General features: G+C 72.2%; 14 protein-coding genes and 1 tRNA gene. 4 read left to right on the top strand and 11 right to left on the bottom strand.

Going from position 1 to position 15,157, the window contains the following annotated elements; all coding sequences use genetic code 11:
- Positions 1-41: 41 nt before the first annotated feature.
- From ACWD6P_RS35665 to ACWD6P_RS35690, 6 genes are all read right to left on the bottom strand, one after another.
- Positions 42-977, bottom strand: coding sequence for an ABC transporter permease (locus tag ACWD6P_RS35665; protein ID WP_451448373.1), 936 nt, complete (start codon positions 975-977; stop codon positions 42-44).
- Between the two features lie 78 nt (positions 978-1,055).
- Complete coding sequence (locus ACWD6P_RS35670) at positions 1,056-1,928, bottom strand: glycosyltransferase family 2 protein (RefSeq protein WP_451448385.1); 873 nt, start codon at positions 1,926-1,928, stop codon at positions 1,056-1,058.
- 14 nt (positions 1,929-1,942) lie between these two features.
- Complete coding sequence (locus tag ACWD6P_RS35675) at positions 1,943-2,722, bottom strand: CDP-alcohol phosphatidyltransferase family protein (RefSeq protein WP_451448374.1); 780 nt, start codon at positions 2,720-2,722, stop codon at positions 1,943-1,945.
- A complete protein-coding gene (locus ACWD6P_RS35680) occupies positions 2,700-3,761 on the bottom strand; it encodes an iron-containing alcohol dehydrogenase family protein (RefSeq protein WP_451448375.1) in 1,062 nt (353 codons plus the stop codon). Before ACWD6P_RS35680 ends, ACWD6P_RS35675 begins: the two co-directional genes overlap by 23 nt.
- Positions 3,749-4,486 carry a phosphocholine cytidylyltransferase family protein gene (locus ACWD6P_RS35685; RefSeq protein WP_451448376.1) on the bottom strand — a complete coding sequence of 246 codons (738 nt, stop codon included), beginning with the start codon at positions 4,484-4,486 and terminating at the stop codon, positions 3,749-3,751. The genes ACWD6P_RS35680 and ACWD6P_RS35685 overlap by 13 nt, the downstream gene beginning before the upstream one ends.
- Positions 4,483-6,288 carry a DUF5941 domain-containing protein gene (locus tag ACWD6P_RS35690; protein ID WP_451448386.1) on the bottom strand — a complete coding sequence of 602 codons (1,806 nt, stop codon included), beginning with the start codon at positions 6,286-6,288 and terminating at the stop codon, positions 4,483-4,485. Before ACWD6P_RS35690 ends, ACWD6P_RS35685 begins: the two co-directional genes overlap by 4 nt.
- A gap of 558 nt (positions 6,289-6,846) precedes the next feature.
- On the opposite strand from ACWD6P_RS35690, the gene idi reads away from it, so the two are divergent.
- Positions 6,847-7,458: an isopentenyl-diphosphate Delta-isomerase gene (idi, locus tag ACWD6P_RS35695; protein WP_451448377.1), complete on the top strand. Its 612-nt coding sequence runs from the start codon at positions 6,847-6,849 to the stop codon at positions 7,456-7,458.
- Here the strand turns inward: idi and ACWD6P_RS35700 are convergent.
- The 3 genes from ACWD6P_RS35700 to ACWD6P_RS35710 form a co-directional block, all read right to left on the bottom strand.
- Entirely contained in the window at positions 7,433-7,924 is a 492-nt protein-coding gene (locus ACWD6P_RS35700; RefSeq protein ID WP_451448378.1) for an ATP-binding protein, read from the bottom strand. The genes idi and ACWD6P_RS35700 overlap by 26 nt on opposite strands.
- A 257-nt stretch (positions 7,925-8,181) precedes the next feature.
- Positions 8,182-8,255: transfer RNA gene (locus tag ACWD6P_RS35705), tRNA-Met, on the bottom strand.
- Positions 8,256-8,339: 84 nt separating this feature from the next.
- On the bottom strand, positions 8,340-9,983 hold the full coding sequence (locus ACWD6P_RS35710) for an ABC-F family ATP-binding cassette domain-containing protein (protein ID WP_451448379.1): 1,644 nt from the start codon (positions 9,981-9,983) through the stop codon (positions 8,340-8,342).
- 54 nt (positions 9,984-10,037) lie between these two features.
- Between ACWD6P_RS35710 and ACWD6P_RS35715 the strand changes: the two genes are divergently transcribed.
- A complete protein-coding gene (locus tag ACWD6P_RS35715) occupies positions 10,038-10,808 on the top strand; it encodes an enoyl-CoA hydratase/isomerase family protein (RefSeq protein ID WP_451448380.1) in 771 nt (256 codons plus the stop codon).
- Between the two features lie 11 nt (positions 10,809-10,819).
- Here ACWD6P_RS35715 and ACWD6P_RS35720 read toward each other — a convergent pair whose 3' ends face one another.
- Together ACWD6P_RS35720 and ACWD6P_RS35725 are read right to left on the bottom strand one after the other, a co-directional pair.
- Positions 10,820-11,473, bottom strand: a complete 654-nt coding sequence (locus ACWD6P_RS35720) for a DJ-1/PfpI family protein (RefSeq protein ID WP_451448381.1) — start codon at positions 11,471-11,473, stop codon at positions 10,820-10,822.
- Between the two features lie 54 nt (positions 11,474-11,527).
- A complete protein-coding gene (locus ACWD6P_RS35725; protein WP_451448382.1) occupies positions 11,528-12,499 on the bottom strand; it encodes a GlxA family transcriptional regulator in 972 nt (323 codons plus the stop codon).
- 143 nt (positions 12,500-12,642) lie between these two features.
- Here ACWD6P_RS35725 and ACWD6P_RS35730 point away from each other — a divergent pair, with 143 nt between their 5' ends.
- On the top strand, positions 12,643-13,512 hold the full coding sequence (locus ACWD6P_RS35730) for an SCO6745 family protein (protein ID WP_451448383.1): 870 nt from the start codon (positions 12,643-12,645) through the stop codon (positions 13,510-13,512).
- Between the two features lie 196 nt (positions 13,513-13,708).
- A partial coding sequence (locus tag ACWD6P_RS35735) for a Tex-like N-terminal domain-containing protein (protein WP_451448384.1) occupies positions 13,709-15,157 on the top strand: 1,449 nt, incomplete at its 3' end.

A 15,157-nucleotide genomic window follows, 5' to 3' on the forward strand; every position in this document is an offset into this window, starting at 1 on the left:
GGGCCCCGGCCGCCTGCACCGGCTGGACGCCGTTGTTCTGCTCAGCCACGTCCGTACCGCTCCTCAGCCTTCCAGAAGTACACAAAGCCGATGACGCCCATCACCAGCGCCCAGCCGCCGGCCCACGCCCACGCCCACGTCCCGTGCGGCAGCTTGTCCAGTGTGAAGCTGTCGATCAGGGCGAAGCGCATCAGGTCGATGTAGAGGGCGGCCGGGTTGGCGTCGAGCAGGAACTCCACGAACGCGGGGACGTCCTTGCCCTTGAGGATCAGGTCGATGCTGAACATCACGCCGGACGCGTACATCCACGTCCGCATGATGAACGGCATCAGCTGCGCCAGGTCCGGGGTCTTGGAGCCGAGGCGCGCCATGACCATCGCCAGGCCGGTGTTGAACATGAACTGCAGCGCCAGCGCGGGGAGCACCAGCAGCCACGACCAGGTCGGCAGCTGCCCGAAGCCCAGCAGGATGACCATCAGGACACCCATGGAGAACACCAGCTGCTGCAGCTGCATCAGGCAGAACGAGACCGGCAGACAGGCCCGCGGGAAGTGCAGCGCGCGCACCAGACCCAGGTTGCCCGAGATCGACTTGGTGCCGGCCATCACCGAGCTCTGGGTGAAGGTGAAGATGAAGACGCCGGTCACCAGGAACGGGACGAAGTCGGGGACGCCGTTCCGCGTGCCGATCAGCAGGCCGAAGATCAAGTAGTAGACGAGCGCGTTCAGCAGCGGCGTCGCCACCTGCCAGACCTGCCCCAGCTTGGCCTGGCTGTACTGCGCCGTCAGCTTGGCGCTGGCGAAGGCGGAGATGAAGTGCCGCCGCTGCCACAGCTGCCGGACGTACTCCGGGAGGCTGGGCCGGGCCCCGCTCTGCGCGAGCCCGTACTTCTGGGCCCGCTGGGCAGCGGTGAGCCCTTCGTCGGAAGCTGGCGGGGCACTCATGGCGACCGCACTGTCGTGCGTGGTCTCGCTCACAGTTGACACTTTCGTCCTCAAGGTGCGCTGCCGGGGCTACGCCCCGGTTCGCGCCTGATGCTCTCAGATACGAGCTTGTCAGATGACGGGAGGGCGGCCCAGTCGGGTCAGTCGCCAAACGGTAGCCCACTTCATGGGCCGCCTGGGACCGCACGGGGTGGCCCAGCCCTCCTTGAAGCCACCCAGCCAGGCCCGCAGCGCCGGCCGCGACGGACGGCGGGCGAGGGTGAGCAGAAACCAGACACCGAGGTAGACCGGAACCAGCGGGGCGGGGAGGTTGCGGCGGGCCAGCCAGACGCGGTTGCGGGCCACCATGCGGTGGTAGACCGCGTGCCGGGCCGGGGCCGTGGTCGGGTGGAAGAGGACCATGTCCGACCGGTAGTCGATCATCCAGCCCGCGTCCAGCGCCCGCCAGGCCAGATCGGTCTCCTCATGGGCGTAGAAGAAGTCGTCGGGCAGCCCGCCGACCTCCTCGAAGACCTTGGTACGGACCGCGTTCGCGCCGCCGAGGAAGGTGGTCACCCGGGACGAGCGCATCGGGTCGGAGGCGCGCAGCCGGGGCACGTGCCGGCGCTGGGTCTCGCCGGTGTCCGGGTCGGCGATCCGGAAGCTGATGATCCCGAGCCCGGGGTCCTTCGCGAACGCCTCGCGGCACAGCTGCGCGGTGTCCTCCCTGGCCAGCAGCCCGTCGTCGTCGAGGAAGAGCAGCACGTCGACCTCGCTGCCGCCGGGCCCGAAGGCCTCGATGCCGACGTTGCGGCCGGCCGGGATGCCGACGTTCTCCGGCAGCTCGACGGTCCGTACGCCGTCCGGCAGCTCGGGCAGCGGCGAGCCGTTGCCGACCACCGCGATCTCGATCGGATCGCCGTCCTGCTTGGCGACCGAGTCCAGCAGCGCGCGCAGCTCCTCGGGGCGGTTGCCCATGGTCAGGACAACCGCACCGACGCGCATCGCGGGCGCCCCCGTCACTTGAGCCTGCTGGAGACGAGGATGGACACGAGGTGGAGCAGCGTCTGGACGAGCGCGATGCCGGCGAGCACGGCGACGCCGAGACGGGAGAAGAACAGGTCGCCCCGGACCGTGTCCAGGACTGCCAGGACCAGGATCAGCAGGGACGCCTCGACCCCGAGGATCAGCCGGTGGAACTTCAGCGCCGCGGCGGCCTTGCGGGCCAGCGCCATACCGGACGAGCGCGGCTCGGACGCCGCTTCCTTGACCGGCGGCAGCCCGCCCTGGTGCCGGGCGACGCCGACGAGGTCGGTCTCGGCCTTGATCAGGATGGCGCCGAGGGCGGCGAGGGTGCCGAGGAAGGCCCACAGCCAGTCGATCCGGCCGGAGCCCCACAGGTCGGCGGCGCGCAGGCCGAAGCCGACCAGGACCGCGGCGTCGCACAGGTAGGCGCCGACCCGGTCCAGGTACACCCCGCCGAGCGAGAACTGCTTCTTCCAGCGGGCGACCTCGCCGTCGACGCAGTCGAGCAGCAGGTACAGCTGCACCATCAGCACGCCGAGCACGGCGCCCGCGATCCCCGGCACCAGCAGGGCCGGGGCGGCGAGGACGCCGAAGACGGTCATCAGGTAGGTCAGCTGGTTGGGCGTGACCCGCGTGTTCACCAGGTGCCGGTCGATGCGCAGGGAGATCTCGCGCATGTAGAGCCGGCCGGCCCAGTGCTCGCCGCTCCGCCGGTCCTTCACACCCGGGGGGTGGACGACCGGGCGGAGCTCAGCTACCGATGGCTTGTGCATAGTCGGCGTAAGCGTCCCTGATCTGGTCGGTGGACAGGTCGAGGTGCTCCAGGATCGTGTAGCGCCCGGGGCGGGTCTTGGGTGCGTACGCGACGGCCTCGACGAACTCCTCGTCGGTGAAGCCGATCTCACCCGGCGTGACCGGCAGCCCGTGCCGGCGCAGCACCTCGACCATCAGGTCGCGGGTCTCCTTGTCCCCGCGCAGATGCGTGGCGAAGGCGGCGCCCAGACCGCACTGCTCGCCGTGGCTCGCGGACCGCTTGGGGTAGAGGATGTCCAGCGCGTGGTTGATCTCGTGGCAGGCGCCGGACGCCGGGCGGCTGTCGCCGGCCACCGACATCGAGATGCCGGTGAGGACCAGGCCCTCGGCGAGCACCTGCAGGAAGCCGTCGTCGCCGACGCCGCCGGGGTGCCGCAGCACCGCCTCGCCGGCCTGCCGCGCCATGGCGGCGGCCAGTCCGTCGATCGCCTCTCCGGTCTCGCGGTGGGAGAGCTCCCAGTCCGCGACCGCGGAGATGTTGGAGATCGCGTCGCCGATGCCGGAGCGGACGAACCGGACCGGGGCCTCGCGGATGATGTCGAGGTCGATCACCACGGCGATCGGGTTCGGCACACCGTACGAGCCGCGGCCCGCGTCGTTGTCGAGCGTGGCGACCGGCGAGCACAGGCCGTCGTGCGACAGGTTCGTCGCGACGGCGACCAGCGGCAGGCCGATCCGCGCCGCGGCGAACTTGGCGCAGTCGATGATCTTGCCGCCGCCGAGGCCCACGACCGCGTCGTAGTGCCCCTTCTTCATGGCGTCGGCGAGCTTGATCGCGTCGTCCAGGGTGCCGCCGCCGACCTCGTACCACTCGGCGCCCGGCAGGGCGGGCGACAGCCGCTCGCGCAGCCGCGCCCCCGAGCCGCCGCTGATGGCGATGGCGAGCTTGCCGGACGCGGAGATGCGCTGATCGGCCAGCAGACCCGCCAGGTCGTCCAGGGCGCCGGCGTTGATGTCAACGACGACGGGGGACGGGATGAGGCGGGTCAGTACTGGCATGCGATGTCACGGCCCTTCGCCAGGTCGTCGTGGTTGTCGATCTCGACCCACTTGACGTCGCCGATCGGTGCCACGTCCACCTTGAAGCCGCGGTTGACGAGCTCCTGGTAGCCGTCCTCGTAGTAGAGGTCGGGGTCCCGCTCGAAGGTGGTCTTCAGGGCGTCGGCCAGCTCCTCGGCGGCCTCGCCCTCGATGAGGGTGACGCCGATGTACTCACCGGTCGCCTCGGCCGGGTCCATCAGCTTGGTGATCTTCTGGACGCCCTTGGCGGGGTCCACGACGACCTTCATCTCCTCGTCGGCGAGCTGCTTGACGGTGTCCAGCGCGAGGATGATCTTCTGGCCGTTGCCGCGGGCGGCGAGCAGGGTCTTCTCGACGGAGACCGGGTGCACGGTGTCGCCGTTGGCGAGGATCACGGTGTGCTTGATCGAGTCACGGCCGCACCACAGGGAGTAGGCGTTGTTCCACTCCTCGGCCTTGTCGTTGTCGATCAGGGTGATCTTGAGGCCGTACTTCTGCTCCAGGGCCTCCTTGCGCTCGTACACGGCCTCCTTGCGGTAGCCGACGATGATCGCGACCTCGGTCAGGCCGATCTCGGCGAAGTTGCCGAGGGTCAGGTCCAGGATGGTGGTGTCGCCGTCGACCGGCACCAGCGCCTTGGGCAGGGTGTCGGTGTAGGGACGCAGACGCCGTCCGGCGCCGGCAGCCAGCACGAGGCCGATCATGCGGGTTCTCCTTCATCGTGTACGGCGGGTGCTTGGGAGGACACCCAGAAGCGGATGCTCTCGATGAGCACCAGCAGCGCCAGGACCACAGCAAGGGCCGTCAGCGCGATTGTGAAACCTGAGGGGGACAGCGCGGCGGCGAGGACGGTGATCACGAGGATCCGTCCCTCGGCACCGCCGGTCGCCCGGACCAGCCACCGCGGAGGGGCTCCGGTGCCACCGCGGATGCGGTAGACCGTGTCGTAGTGATGGTAGGCGACCGCCGCGACCAGCCCGAACGCCGCGGGCAGCGCTCCGGGGACGTCCGAGCGGGCCGCCAGGACCAGGATCGTGGTGTATTCGCCGGCCCGGAAGAGGGGCGGCACCAGCCAGTCCAGGGCGCCCTTGAGCGGCCGGGCCACGGCCGCGCCGGCCAGCAGCGCGGAGCAGGCGGCGACACCGACGGTGAGCCAGGACGTGGGGTCGTCCTCGAAGATCACCCAGATCAGCAGGACCGCGGCCGAGAGAAACGCCATAGCGGGGGCCAGGTACGAACCGGTCCGCCCGCGGCCGCGTGCGACGCCGGCGATCAGCTCGGCGAGCGGACCGGAGTCGGCGAGGTCGGCCAGCGCACGGGCGGCGCGGTCGGTGCGCCGGGCCCGGCGGGTCAGCGAGCGCAGCACCCGGCCCGCCGTGGTGTAGCAGGCGGCCAGCGCGCAGCCTATGAGCAGGGCGTAGAAGACGATGCGCGGGGTGGTGAGGGCGGTGAGTACCGCGATCATGGCCCAGCGCTCGCCGATCGGCAGCACGATCATCCGGCGCACCCACACCGTCCAGCCGACGCTGTCGAGCTTGTCGGAGAGCGCGGCGGTGGGGCTCGTGTTGGCGGTGGCGTCGTGGTTCGCCTCGTTGAAGGAGAAGTCGACGACGTGGCGGCAGGTCTGCAGCACCATCGCGCCGAGCGCCAGCGCCCATACGTCGTCGCCGGCGCGGGCGGCGCCCAGGGCCAGGCCCGCGTAGTAGGCGTACTCCTTGGCCCGGTCGAAGGTGGCGTCCAGCCAGGCGCCCATCGTCGAGTACTGCAGGGAGTAGCGGGCGAGCTGCCCGTCGGTGCAGTCCAGGACGAAGGAGAAGAGCAGCAGGAGGCCGGCGGCGAGGAAGCCGCCGCGGGTTCCGGTGGCCGCGCAGCCGGCCGCGATCAGCGCGGTGAGCAGGGACGCGGTGGTGACCTGGTTGGGGGTGAGGCCGCGGCGCGCGCACCAGCGGGCGAGGTAGCGGGAGTACGGGCTGATGCCGAAGGTCGTGAAGAACCCGTCGCGGGACTTCACGGCGGTGCGCAGCCGTACGGCCTCGTCGTCGACGGCGGCGACGGCCTCGCGTGCCTCCTCGCGCTGGGCGGGCGTCAGGGCGACGGTGGCGACCAGGCTGCCCAGCTCGACGCGGTGCAGTCCGGTGCCGTCACGGTCCAGTGACTCGGTGAGCGTCTCGGTCAGCACGTCCGTGAGGTGGGCGGTGCCGGCGCCGACCGGGATCCGGCCGACCGCACGGGCCAGCGCGGGGCGCGCCTCGGGCTGCGCGGTGAGCGCTCCGGGCACGGCCGCGGCCGGGAAGCGGGGGTCGGTCAGCGCCAGCCGCAGCGCGTGCAGATGTCCGACGAAGCGGGGGTCGACGACCGCGATCCGCTCCTGTGCGGGCACAGCGGCGATCAGCTCGGCGGCGGACGCGGGATCGTCCGCCGTACGGACGTCGAAGCCCAGCGTGCGCAGGTCGGCTTCGAGCGGCGACCCGGCAACCGGCGGACCGGTGAGGATGGCGGTCGACAGACGAACTCACTCCTTGGATGCTGACAAGGCAGCACGGGTTGGTTCGCAGTCGTTCCGATTCGATACGACCTACCCGGGCAGCGGGCGTGGCACACCTGACGCCCGGAGGGCCGGGTGGCACGTCGGCAGAGGCTATCGGATCGCCGGATGCGGCCGTTCACCGCGCATTCACCGCACGATCGAGTGACCGACGGCTGCGCCTGCCGCGATCATCATGGTGGATCGGGTGGTGCCGGAACAACTGGCCGGCGCCACCGGCACCCGATCCGGTGCCGGTTATGAGAGGGCTGGTCACGGGGCGGGCGGGTTGTTCCGGGGCAGGTGTGGCGAGCGCCATCGCAGGTCCGGCGATGATCGCCGAGCGCCGCCGCCGTCACCGGGCCGGGCGCGGCCGCCGTCGTCGCGGCCATGACGGCCGGGCCGGAGGTGTGGCCCCTCTCACGGTGGGCGCACTGCGCGGGCGGCGGGCGGGCGCTGTTGCGCCGCGCACCCGCTGTGCCGGTGATGCGGACCCGGCTAGGGCAGACTTGGCGTCGAAGACCGACGACAAGGATGGGCATGCCGATCACACCTGCCAACGGACAGACCACCGCAGACGCGGCGGTGAGCACACCTGGCGGCGCCGCCGAACCGATCTTGCTGGAGCTGGTCGACGAGGACGGCACGACGATCGGCACCGCGGAGAAGCTCGCGGCGCACCAGCCCCCCGGACAGCTGCACCGGGCGTTCTCGGTCTTCCTCTTCGACGAGAAGGGCCGGCTGCTGCTGCAGCGCCGGGCGCTGGGGAAGTACCACTCCCCCGGTGTGTGGTCCAACACCTGCTGCGGCCATCCGTATCCGGGCGAGGCGCCGTTCGTGGCCGCCGCCCGCCGGACCTCGGAGGAGCTCGGTCTGGCGCCCGCGCTGCTGGCCGAGGCCGGCACGGTGCGTTACAACCATCCCGATCCGGCGTCCGGCCTCGTGGAGCAGGAGTACAACCACCTCTTCGTGGGGCTGGTGCGGGCGGAGCCGGCGCCGGACCCCGAGGAGGTCGGCGAGATCGCGTTCGTGACGCCGCAGGAGCTGGCCGAGCGGCATGCCGCGGTGCCGTTCTCCGCGTGGTTCATGACCGTGCTGGACGCCGCCCGCCCGGCGGTGCGCGAGCTCACAGGACAGTCGGCGGGCTGGTAGCGAACGGGGTGAGCGGAAGCTCGGCCCAGATGGCCTTGCCGCCGTTCACCGTGTGCTCGACGTCGCACTTGCCGCCCACCTCGGCGGTGAGCGTCTTGACCAGCCACAGGCCGCGGCCGCCGACATCACCCTCGTCCGCCTCCAGCGCCTTGGGGCGGTAGGGGTGGTTGTCCTCGACCGCGACGCGCAGCCAGTTCGCGCCGATGGTGACCTGTACGGCGATCTGGGGCGAGAGCAGGGCGGCGTGCTGGACCGCGTTGGTGACCAGCTCGGAGACGATGAGCAGCAGGCCGTCCATGACGTCGGCGGCCACGGGCACACACTGTTCGTCGAGCAGATCCCGCACCGCGTGGCGCGCCTGCGGCACGGAGGCCTCCAGTGCCGGGGCGGTGAACCGCCAGACACCTTCGTACGCGAGCGGGGAGGTCAGCTCTTCGGGGGGTTCTGCAGGGGGTCCGGAAGGCATCCTCACAGGAAGAGTGTTGAGAATGCGTTGGTCCGGACCGGCCCGCTGAACACAAGTCAGCATCTATCGACGCCTTTTGGCCGGATCCGAGTGAGGTGACCGGCTCAGCGACCGGTCCTGTTCTCTTCGCGCGTTCCCCGAGGACTGCCCCGGGATGACGACCGTACGATCCGCGCCATCCGGAGCGCCGCGCCGCGCACCCCCGTACAGCACGACAGGCCCGGTGCCAGTGCACCGGACCTGCCGTGTGTATTCAGTAGCGGGGACAGGATTTGAACCTGCGACCTCTGGGTTATGAGCCCAGCGAGCTACCGAGCTGCTCCACCCCGCGTCGGTTGCCCCAACAGTACGGGTCGCCGGCCTCAGGACCAAATCGATAATCCTCACGGGGGTCCGTGGCCGCCCCCGCGCCCGCTCACACGGCCCGGTCGGCGATCCGTCCGGCGTCGACCTCGATCCGGCGCGTGGTGTGCACCGCTTCCAGCATCCGGCGGTCGTGCGTGACCAGCAGCAGGGTGCCGGTGTACGAGGCGAGCGCGGACTCCAGCTGTTCGATGGCCGGCAGATCGAGGTGGTTGGTCGGCTCGTCCAGGACGAGGAGGTTGACTCCGCGGCCCTGGAGGAGGGCCAGCGCGGCCCGGGTCCGCTCCCCCGGTGACAGCGTGCTCGCCGGGCGCAGCACATGCGCCGCCTTCAGGCCGAACTTCGCCAGCAGGGTGCGGACGTCCGCGGGCGGGAGATCCGGTACGGAGGCCCGGAAGGCTTCCATCAGCGGCTCGTCGCCCAGGAACAGTCCGCGCGCCTGGTCGACCTCGCCGACGACCACCCCCGGGCCGAGGGACGCCTGCCCGGCGTCCAGCGGGAGGCGGCCGAGGAGGGCGGCGAGCAGGGTGGACTTGCCGGAGCCGTTGGGGCCCGTGATGGCGACCCGGTCCGCCCAGTCGATCTGGAGGTCCACCGGGCCGAAGCGGAAGTCGCCGCGCCGCACGCCTGCGCCGCGCAGCGTGGCCACGACCGCGCCGGCCCGGGGCGCGGCGGCGATCTCCATCCGCAGCTCCCACTCCTTGCGCGGCTCCTCGACGACGTCCAGCCGCTCGATCAGTCGCTGGGTCTGCTTGGCCTTGGCGGCCTGCTTCTCGGTGGCCTCCACCCGCGCCTTACGGCCGATCTTGTCGTTGTCCGGTGCCTTGCGGCGGGCGTTCTTGACGCCCTTCTCCATCCAGTTGCGCTGGGTGTGCGCGCGGGTCTCCAGAGCGGCCTTGGTATCGGCGTACTCCTCGTACTGCTCGCGCGCGTGCCGCCGGGCCCGCTCGCGCTCCTCCAGGTAGGAGGCGTAGCCGCCGCCGTAGGTGTTGACCTGCTGCTGGGCGAGGTCGAGTTCGACGACGCGGTTGACCGTACGGGTCAGGAACTCGCGGTCGTGGCTGACCAGGACCGTGCCGGCGCGCAGCCCGGTGACGAACGACTCCAGCCGCTGCAGTCCGTCCAGGTCGAGGTCGTTGGTCGGCTCGTCCAGCAGGAAGACGTCGTAGCGGGAGAGCAGGAGCGAGGCGAGCGAGGCGCGGGCGGCCTGGCCTCCGGAGAGCGTGGTCATCGGCTGGTCGAGGCCGACCGCGAGGCCCAGCTGGGCGGCGGTCTCCTCGGCGCGCTCGTCGAGGTCGGCGGCGCCCAGCGCGAGCCAGCGCTCCAGGGCCACCGCGTAGGCGTCGTCCGCGCCGGGCCGCTCCTCGACCAGCGCCTGGGTGGCGTCGTCGAGGGCGAGCTGGGCGTCGGCCACGCCCGTGCGGCGGGCGAGGAAGGCCCGTACGGTCTCGCCGGGGCGGCGGTCGGGCTCCTGCGGGAGGTGGCCAACGGTGGCGGTGGGCGGACTGAGGGAGAGCTTGCCCTCCTCAGGGGTGTCCAGGCCCGCCAGCAGGCGCAGCAGGGTGGACTTGCCCGCACCGTTGGCGCCGACGAGGCCGATCACATCACCGGGGGCGACGACCAGATCGAGGCCGGAGAACAGGACGCGCTCGCCGTGGCCGGCGGCGAGGTCTTTGGCGACGAGGGTTGCTGACATCAGACCGCCGATCGTATCCGGCCGCCCGAGTGGGGGTCGCTCTAATATCCGGGCATGGAACCGGGTCTGAAGACACACGTCGACGGCGGCACAGCGACCGTCACCATCAGCAACACCGGCAAGCGCAATGCGATGACCGACCAGATGTGGCGGGACCTGCCGCCGCTGCTGGAGCGGCTGGCGGGTGACCGTGCCGTGCGGACGCTGGTGCTGACCGGCGAGGGCGGGACGTTCTGCGCAGGTGCGGACATCGGGTCGCTGCGGGATCCGGCGGGCGGGTCACAGGGCCTGGCGGTGGCGGCGGAGGAGGCGCTGGCGGCCTTTCCCGGGCCGACGCTGGCGGCGATACGCGGCTACTGCGTGGGCGGCGGCGCCCAGCTGGCGGCGGCCTGCGATCTGCGGTTCGCGGAGGAGGGGGCGCTGTTCGGGGTGACGCCCGCCAAGCTGGCGGTCGCCTATCCGGCGTCCGCCACCCGGCGGCTCGTCCGGCTGGTGGGGCTCTCCACCGCCAAGTACCTCCTGTTCTCGGGAGAGTTGATCGACTGCGCCCGCGCGCTGCGTACGGGCCTGGTGGACGAGGTGCTGGCCGAGGGTGAACTGGGCAAGCGGGTCGCGGAGTTCACGGCCGTACTGGCGAGCCGGTCGCAGCTGACGCAGACCGCCGCCAAGGAGCTGGCCAACGGGACCTGGGACGTACCGCCGGCCGAGGCCGAGGAGCGCGGCGCCTACTGGGCCGCGCAGGCGCGCGCCAGCGGCGACACCGCGGAGGGTGCCGCCGCCTTCCTGGAGCGCAGGGCGCCGCGCTTCACCTGGCCCGCGAGCTGACGTGCCGGGCCTTACGCGTCCGGCTCCTCCCCCATCAGGACGAACCGGCTGCGCTCCCGCAGCAGCGCGGTGACCTCGGCCGGCGCCTTGTCCGGGGCGCCCGCGTCGTAGGGCGGCCGGGGGTCGTACTCGATGCCGAGCTGGATCGTCTGGGCCACGAGGTCCCCGGCGATCCGGCCGGCCAGGGCCAGCCCCATGTCGATGCCGGACGAGACACCGGCCGCCGTGACGTACTTGCCGTCGAAGACCACCCGCTCACCGGTCGGCTCGGCGCCGAGCTGCGGCAGCTGGTCCAGCGCGAGCCAGTGGGAGGTCGCCCGGCGGCCCTTGAGGAGGCCCGCGGCGCCCAGGATCAGCGAGCCGGTGCACACCGAGGTGGTCCAGGTGGTGCGGGCGTCCACGGCGCGGATCCAGTCGTGCAGCGGGCCGTTGTCCATCTGTGCGATCTGCCCCGGGCCGCCGGGCACGACGAGGATGTCGGGGGCGTCGACCTCGCTCAGCGCGGCGTCGGCGACCAGCTCCAGCGAGCCGACGTCGTTGCGGTAGCCGCCCGTGCGCTCGCCGACGAACACCGCCTGCGCTCCCGGGAGCCGGCTGAGGGTGTCGTAGGGACCGATGGCGTCCAGGGCGGTGAAGCGGTCGTAGAGAAGGATGGCGATCTGCATATCGGCTCCTGTTTGGTAGGGGTGCGGGAATCGGGTCTTGGGGCGCGCCGCGGATCAGGGCGGTGGCGGCGTCGCCGCGGCGGGGCGGAAGCGGCGCCGGTATTCGGCCGGTGAGGCGCCCAGGACGCGCAGGAAGGCGCGGCGCATCGCCTCGGGGGTGCCGTAGCCGCAGCGGCGCGAGATCTGCTCGATGCCGTCGGCGGAGTCCTCCAGGCGGCGGCGGGCGGCCTCCAGCCGTACCCGGTCGACATAGCGGCCCGGTGTCATGCCCACCTCGTCGCGGAACGCCCGCGCGAAGTGCCGCGGGGAGAGGCCGGCGCGGTCCGCGAGGGCGTCGACGGAGAGGTCTGACGCCGGGTTCTCGGTGATCCACTGCTGGACGTCGCGCAGCGGCTGCCGCTGCGCGGTCTGGGCCGCGAGCTGGACGCTGAACTGGGTCTGGTTGCCCGGCCGCCGCAGGAAGACCACCAGGTGCCGGGCGATGGTCAGCGCGAGGTCCCGGCCCAGGTCCTCCTCCACCAGGGCGAGGGCGAGGTCGATGCCGGCCGTCACGCCCGCCGAGGTCGCCAGATCGCCGTCGCGCACATAGATCGGCTCGGGCTCGACCCGCACCTCGGGGAACCGCTCGGCGAGGGTGTCGCACAGCATCCAGTGGGTCGTCGCGCGGCGGCCGTCCAGCAGGCCGGCCTCGGCCAGCAGCAGCGCCCCACTGCAGACGGAGACCTTGCGCCGGGCGCGGTGGGCGTTGCCGCGCAGCCAGTCGACCAGGCACGGGTCCGGGTCCCGGGTGCCCTGGCCGCCCGGCACCAGCAGGGTGTGCGGCGCCCCGGCGGCGGCCAGCGCGAGGTCGGGGACGAGGGTCAGGCCGCTGGTGGTACGGACCGGTGCGCCGTCCAGCGAAGCGGTATGGATCCGGTAGGCGCCGGGGGCTCCGAGGGCCGCGCCGTGGAAGACCTCGACCGGCCCGGTGACGTCGAGGGCCTGCACGCCGTCGAAGAGGACGACCAGCACATCGCGCTGTTCCATGCCGTCCATCCTGGTCAGCGGGGGCGATGGCGGCAATGACGGATTTCCCACCCTTCCTGCCATACGGAAGCGGCGAAGACGTACGGCCGGTGCCCGGCGCCCTGGGGGCGAGCCCCATACCGACGGGTCGGTACCCTGCCCCCATGACCTCATCCAGCGCACTGCCCGAGCGGGCCGGCCGCTCCTGTCACAACGTCATCAACCCCTACCACTCGGCGTTCTACTTCGCGCCCGAGCGCGGCACCGAGATGGCCGCCATCGGCATCGAGGACCGCGGCGCCGGCTACTTCGCCTCCCGCGCCGCGGCCATGGGTGCGGTGGGCCCCGGGACCATCACGGCCACCTTCTACAACTTCAACCACGAGCTCATCGCCCGGCACGTCCCGCACGTCTGGTCGGTCGCCACGCCCGAGCTCGTACTGGCCGCCCGGCTGCGCGCCGCGGACGCCACGCTCCGCCGCCTCCTGGGTGACGAGGCGGTCGAGTCGCCGGAGATGGCCGAGGCGGCGAAGCTGGCGCTGCGCGCGGCCGAGGGCTGCGCCCGCCAGGCCCGGCCGCTGTACGCCGCGCACGCCGATCTGCCCGTACCGGACGCCCCGCACCTGGCCTACTGGCACGCCGCGACGCTGCTGCGCGAACACCGCGGCGACGGCCACCTGATGGCGCTGCTGGACGCCGAACTGGACGGGCTGGAGGCGCTCGTCTCGCACACCGCCAGCGGCCGCGGGATGAGCTACCAGACCATCATGGCGACCCGCGGGTGGTCGCAGGAGGACGTGCAGGCCGCACAGGAGCGGCTGCGCGGCCGCGGGCTGCTGGACGCCGAGGGCGAGTTGACCGAGGCCGGCCGGCAGCTGCGCAAGGACCTGGAGACCAGGACCGACCGGCTGGACCGGGCGCCGTACGAGCACCTGGGCGCCGAGGGCGTGGCCCGGCTCACCGAGCTGGCGGCCGGCTTCACCACCGCCATCGTGGACGCCGGCGCGTTCCCCGCGACGCTGTTCGGCAAGTAGGGCTCCCGGGGCGGCCCGGCGGGGTGTGCGGGCGGCTTCCCGCGCCCGGGAGGTGTCCGCAGGTCCGCCGTTCGCCGGAGGGCGGGCCGCACGGGATCGTGCGGACGCCCCCCGGCGGCTGGGCGGCGCGACACTCCCGCCCGTGACCCGGCACAATGCAGGCTCAAGCAAGCGCTGGAAGGCGGGCAGGATCAACGTGACGGCAGCCACTGAGCCCATCGGGGCCCTCGGGTCCATCGAAGCCAGGATCGCCGGGGAGCTCGGCGTCAAGGAGCGGCAGGTGAAGGCCGCGGTAGAACTGCTCGACGGCGGGTCGACGGTCCCGTTCATCGCGCGCTACCGCAAGGAAGCCACCGAGATGCTCGACGACGCGCAGCTGCGCTCGCTGGAGGAGCGGCTGCGCTACCTGCGGGAGCTGGAGGAGCGGCGCGGCGCGATCCTGGAGTCCGTACGGTCCCAGGGCAAGCTGGACGCCGCCCTGGAGGCGCAGATCCGCGGTGCCGAGTCCAAGGCCCGGCTGGAGGACATCTACCTCCCGTTCAAGCCCAAGCGGCGCACCAAGGCGCAGATCGCGCGGGAGGCGGGCCTGGAGCCGCTCGCCGACGGGCTGCTCGGCGACCCGTCGGTGGAGCCGGCCGCGGCCGCCGCGGCGTTCGTGGACGCCGACAAGGGGGTCGCCGATCCGGCCGCCGCCCTGGAGGGCGCGCGGGCCATCCTGACCGAGCGGTTCAGCGAGGACGCGGACCTGATCGGCGAGCTGCGCGAAAGGATGTGGACGCGCGGGCGGGTCGCGGCGAAGGTGCGGGAGGGCAAGGAGGAGGCCGGCGCGAAGTTCGCCGACTACTTCGACTTCGCCGAGCCGTTCACCGAGCTGCCCTCGCACCGGGTGCTGGCGATGTTCCGCGGCGAGAAGGAGGAGATCCTCGATCTCACCCTGGAGCCGGAGGACCCGTCGGCGGCCACCGAGGGCCCCAGCTCCTACGAGCAGTCCATCGCCGCGAGGTTCGGCATCGCCGACCGGGGCCGCCCGGCGGACAAGTGGCTCAAGGACACCGTCCGTTGGGCCTGGCGCACCCGCGTCCAGGTGCATCTGGGGATCGATCTGCGGCTGCGGCTGCGGCAGGCCGCCGAGGACGAGGCGGTGCGGGTCTTCGCGTCGAACCTGCGCGATCTGCTGCTGGCGGCGCCCGCCGGGACGCGCGCCACGATGGGCCTGGACCCGGGCTTCCGTACGGGTGTGAAGGTCGCGGTGGTGGACGCGACCGGCAAGGTGGCCGCCACCGACACCATCTACCCCCATGTGCCGCAGCAGAAGTGGGACGCCTCCCTGGCCACGCTGGCGAAGCTGGCGCGGGAGCACGGCGTCGAGCTGATCGCGATCGGCAACGGCACCGCCTCCCGCGAGACCGACAAGCTGGCCGCCGATCTGATCGCCGCCCAGCCGGAGCTGAAGCTGACGAAGGTGATGGTCTCCGAGGCGGGCGCCTCGGTGTACTCCGCCTCCGCGTTCGCCTCGCAGGAGCTGCCGGAGCTGGACGTGTCGCTGCGCGGCGCGGTGTCCATCGCCCGCCGGCTGCATCTCCGCGTCCGTCATCCCGCCCTCGACGGCCTTGCGGACGGCGGACGCGATGGAGATGCGGCGGGG

This window comes from Streptomyces sp. NPDC002446 (assembly GCF_053595675.1).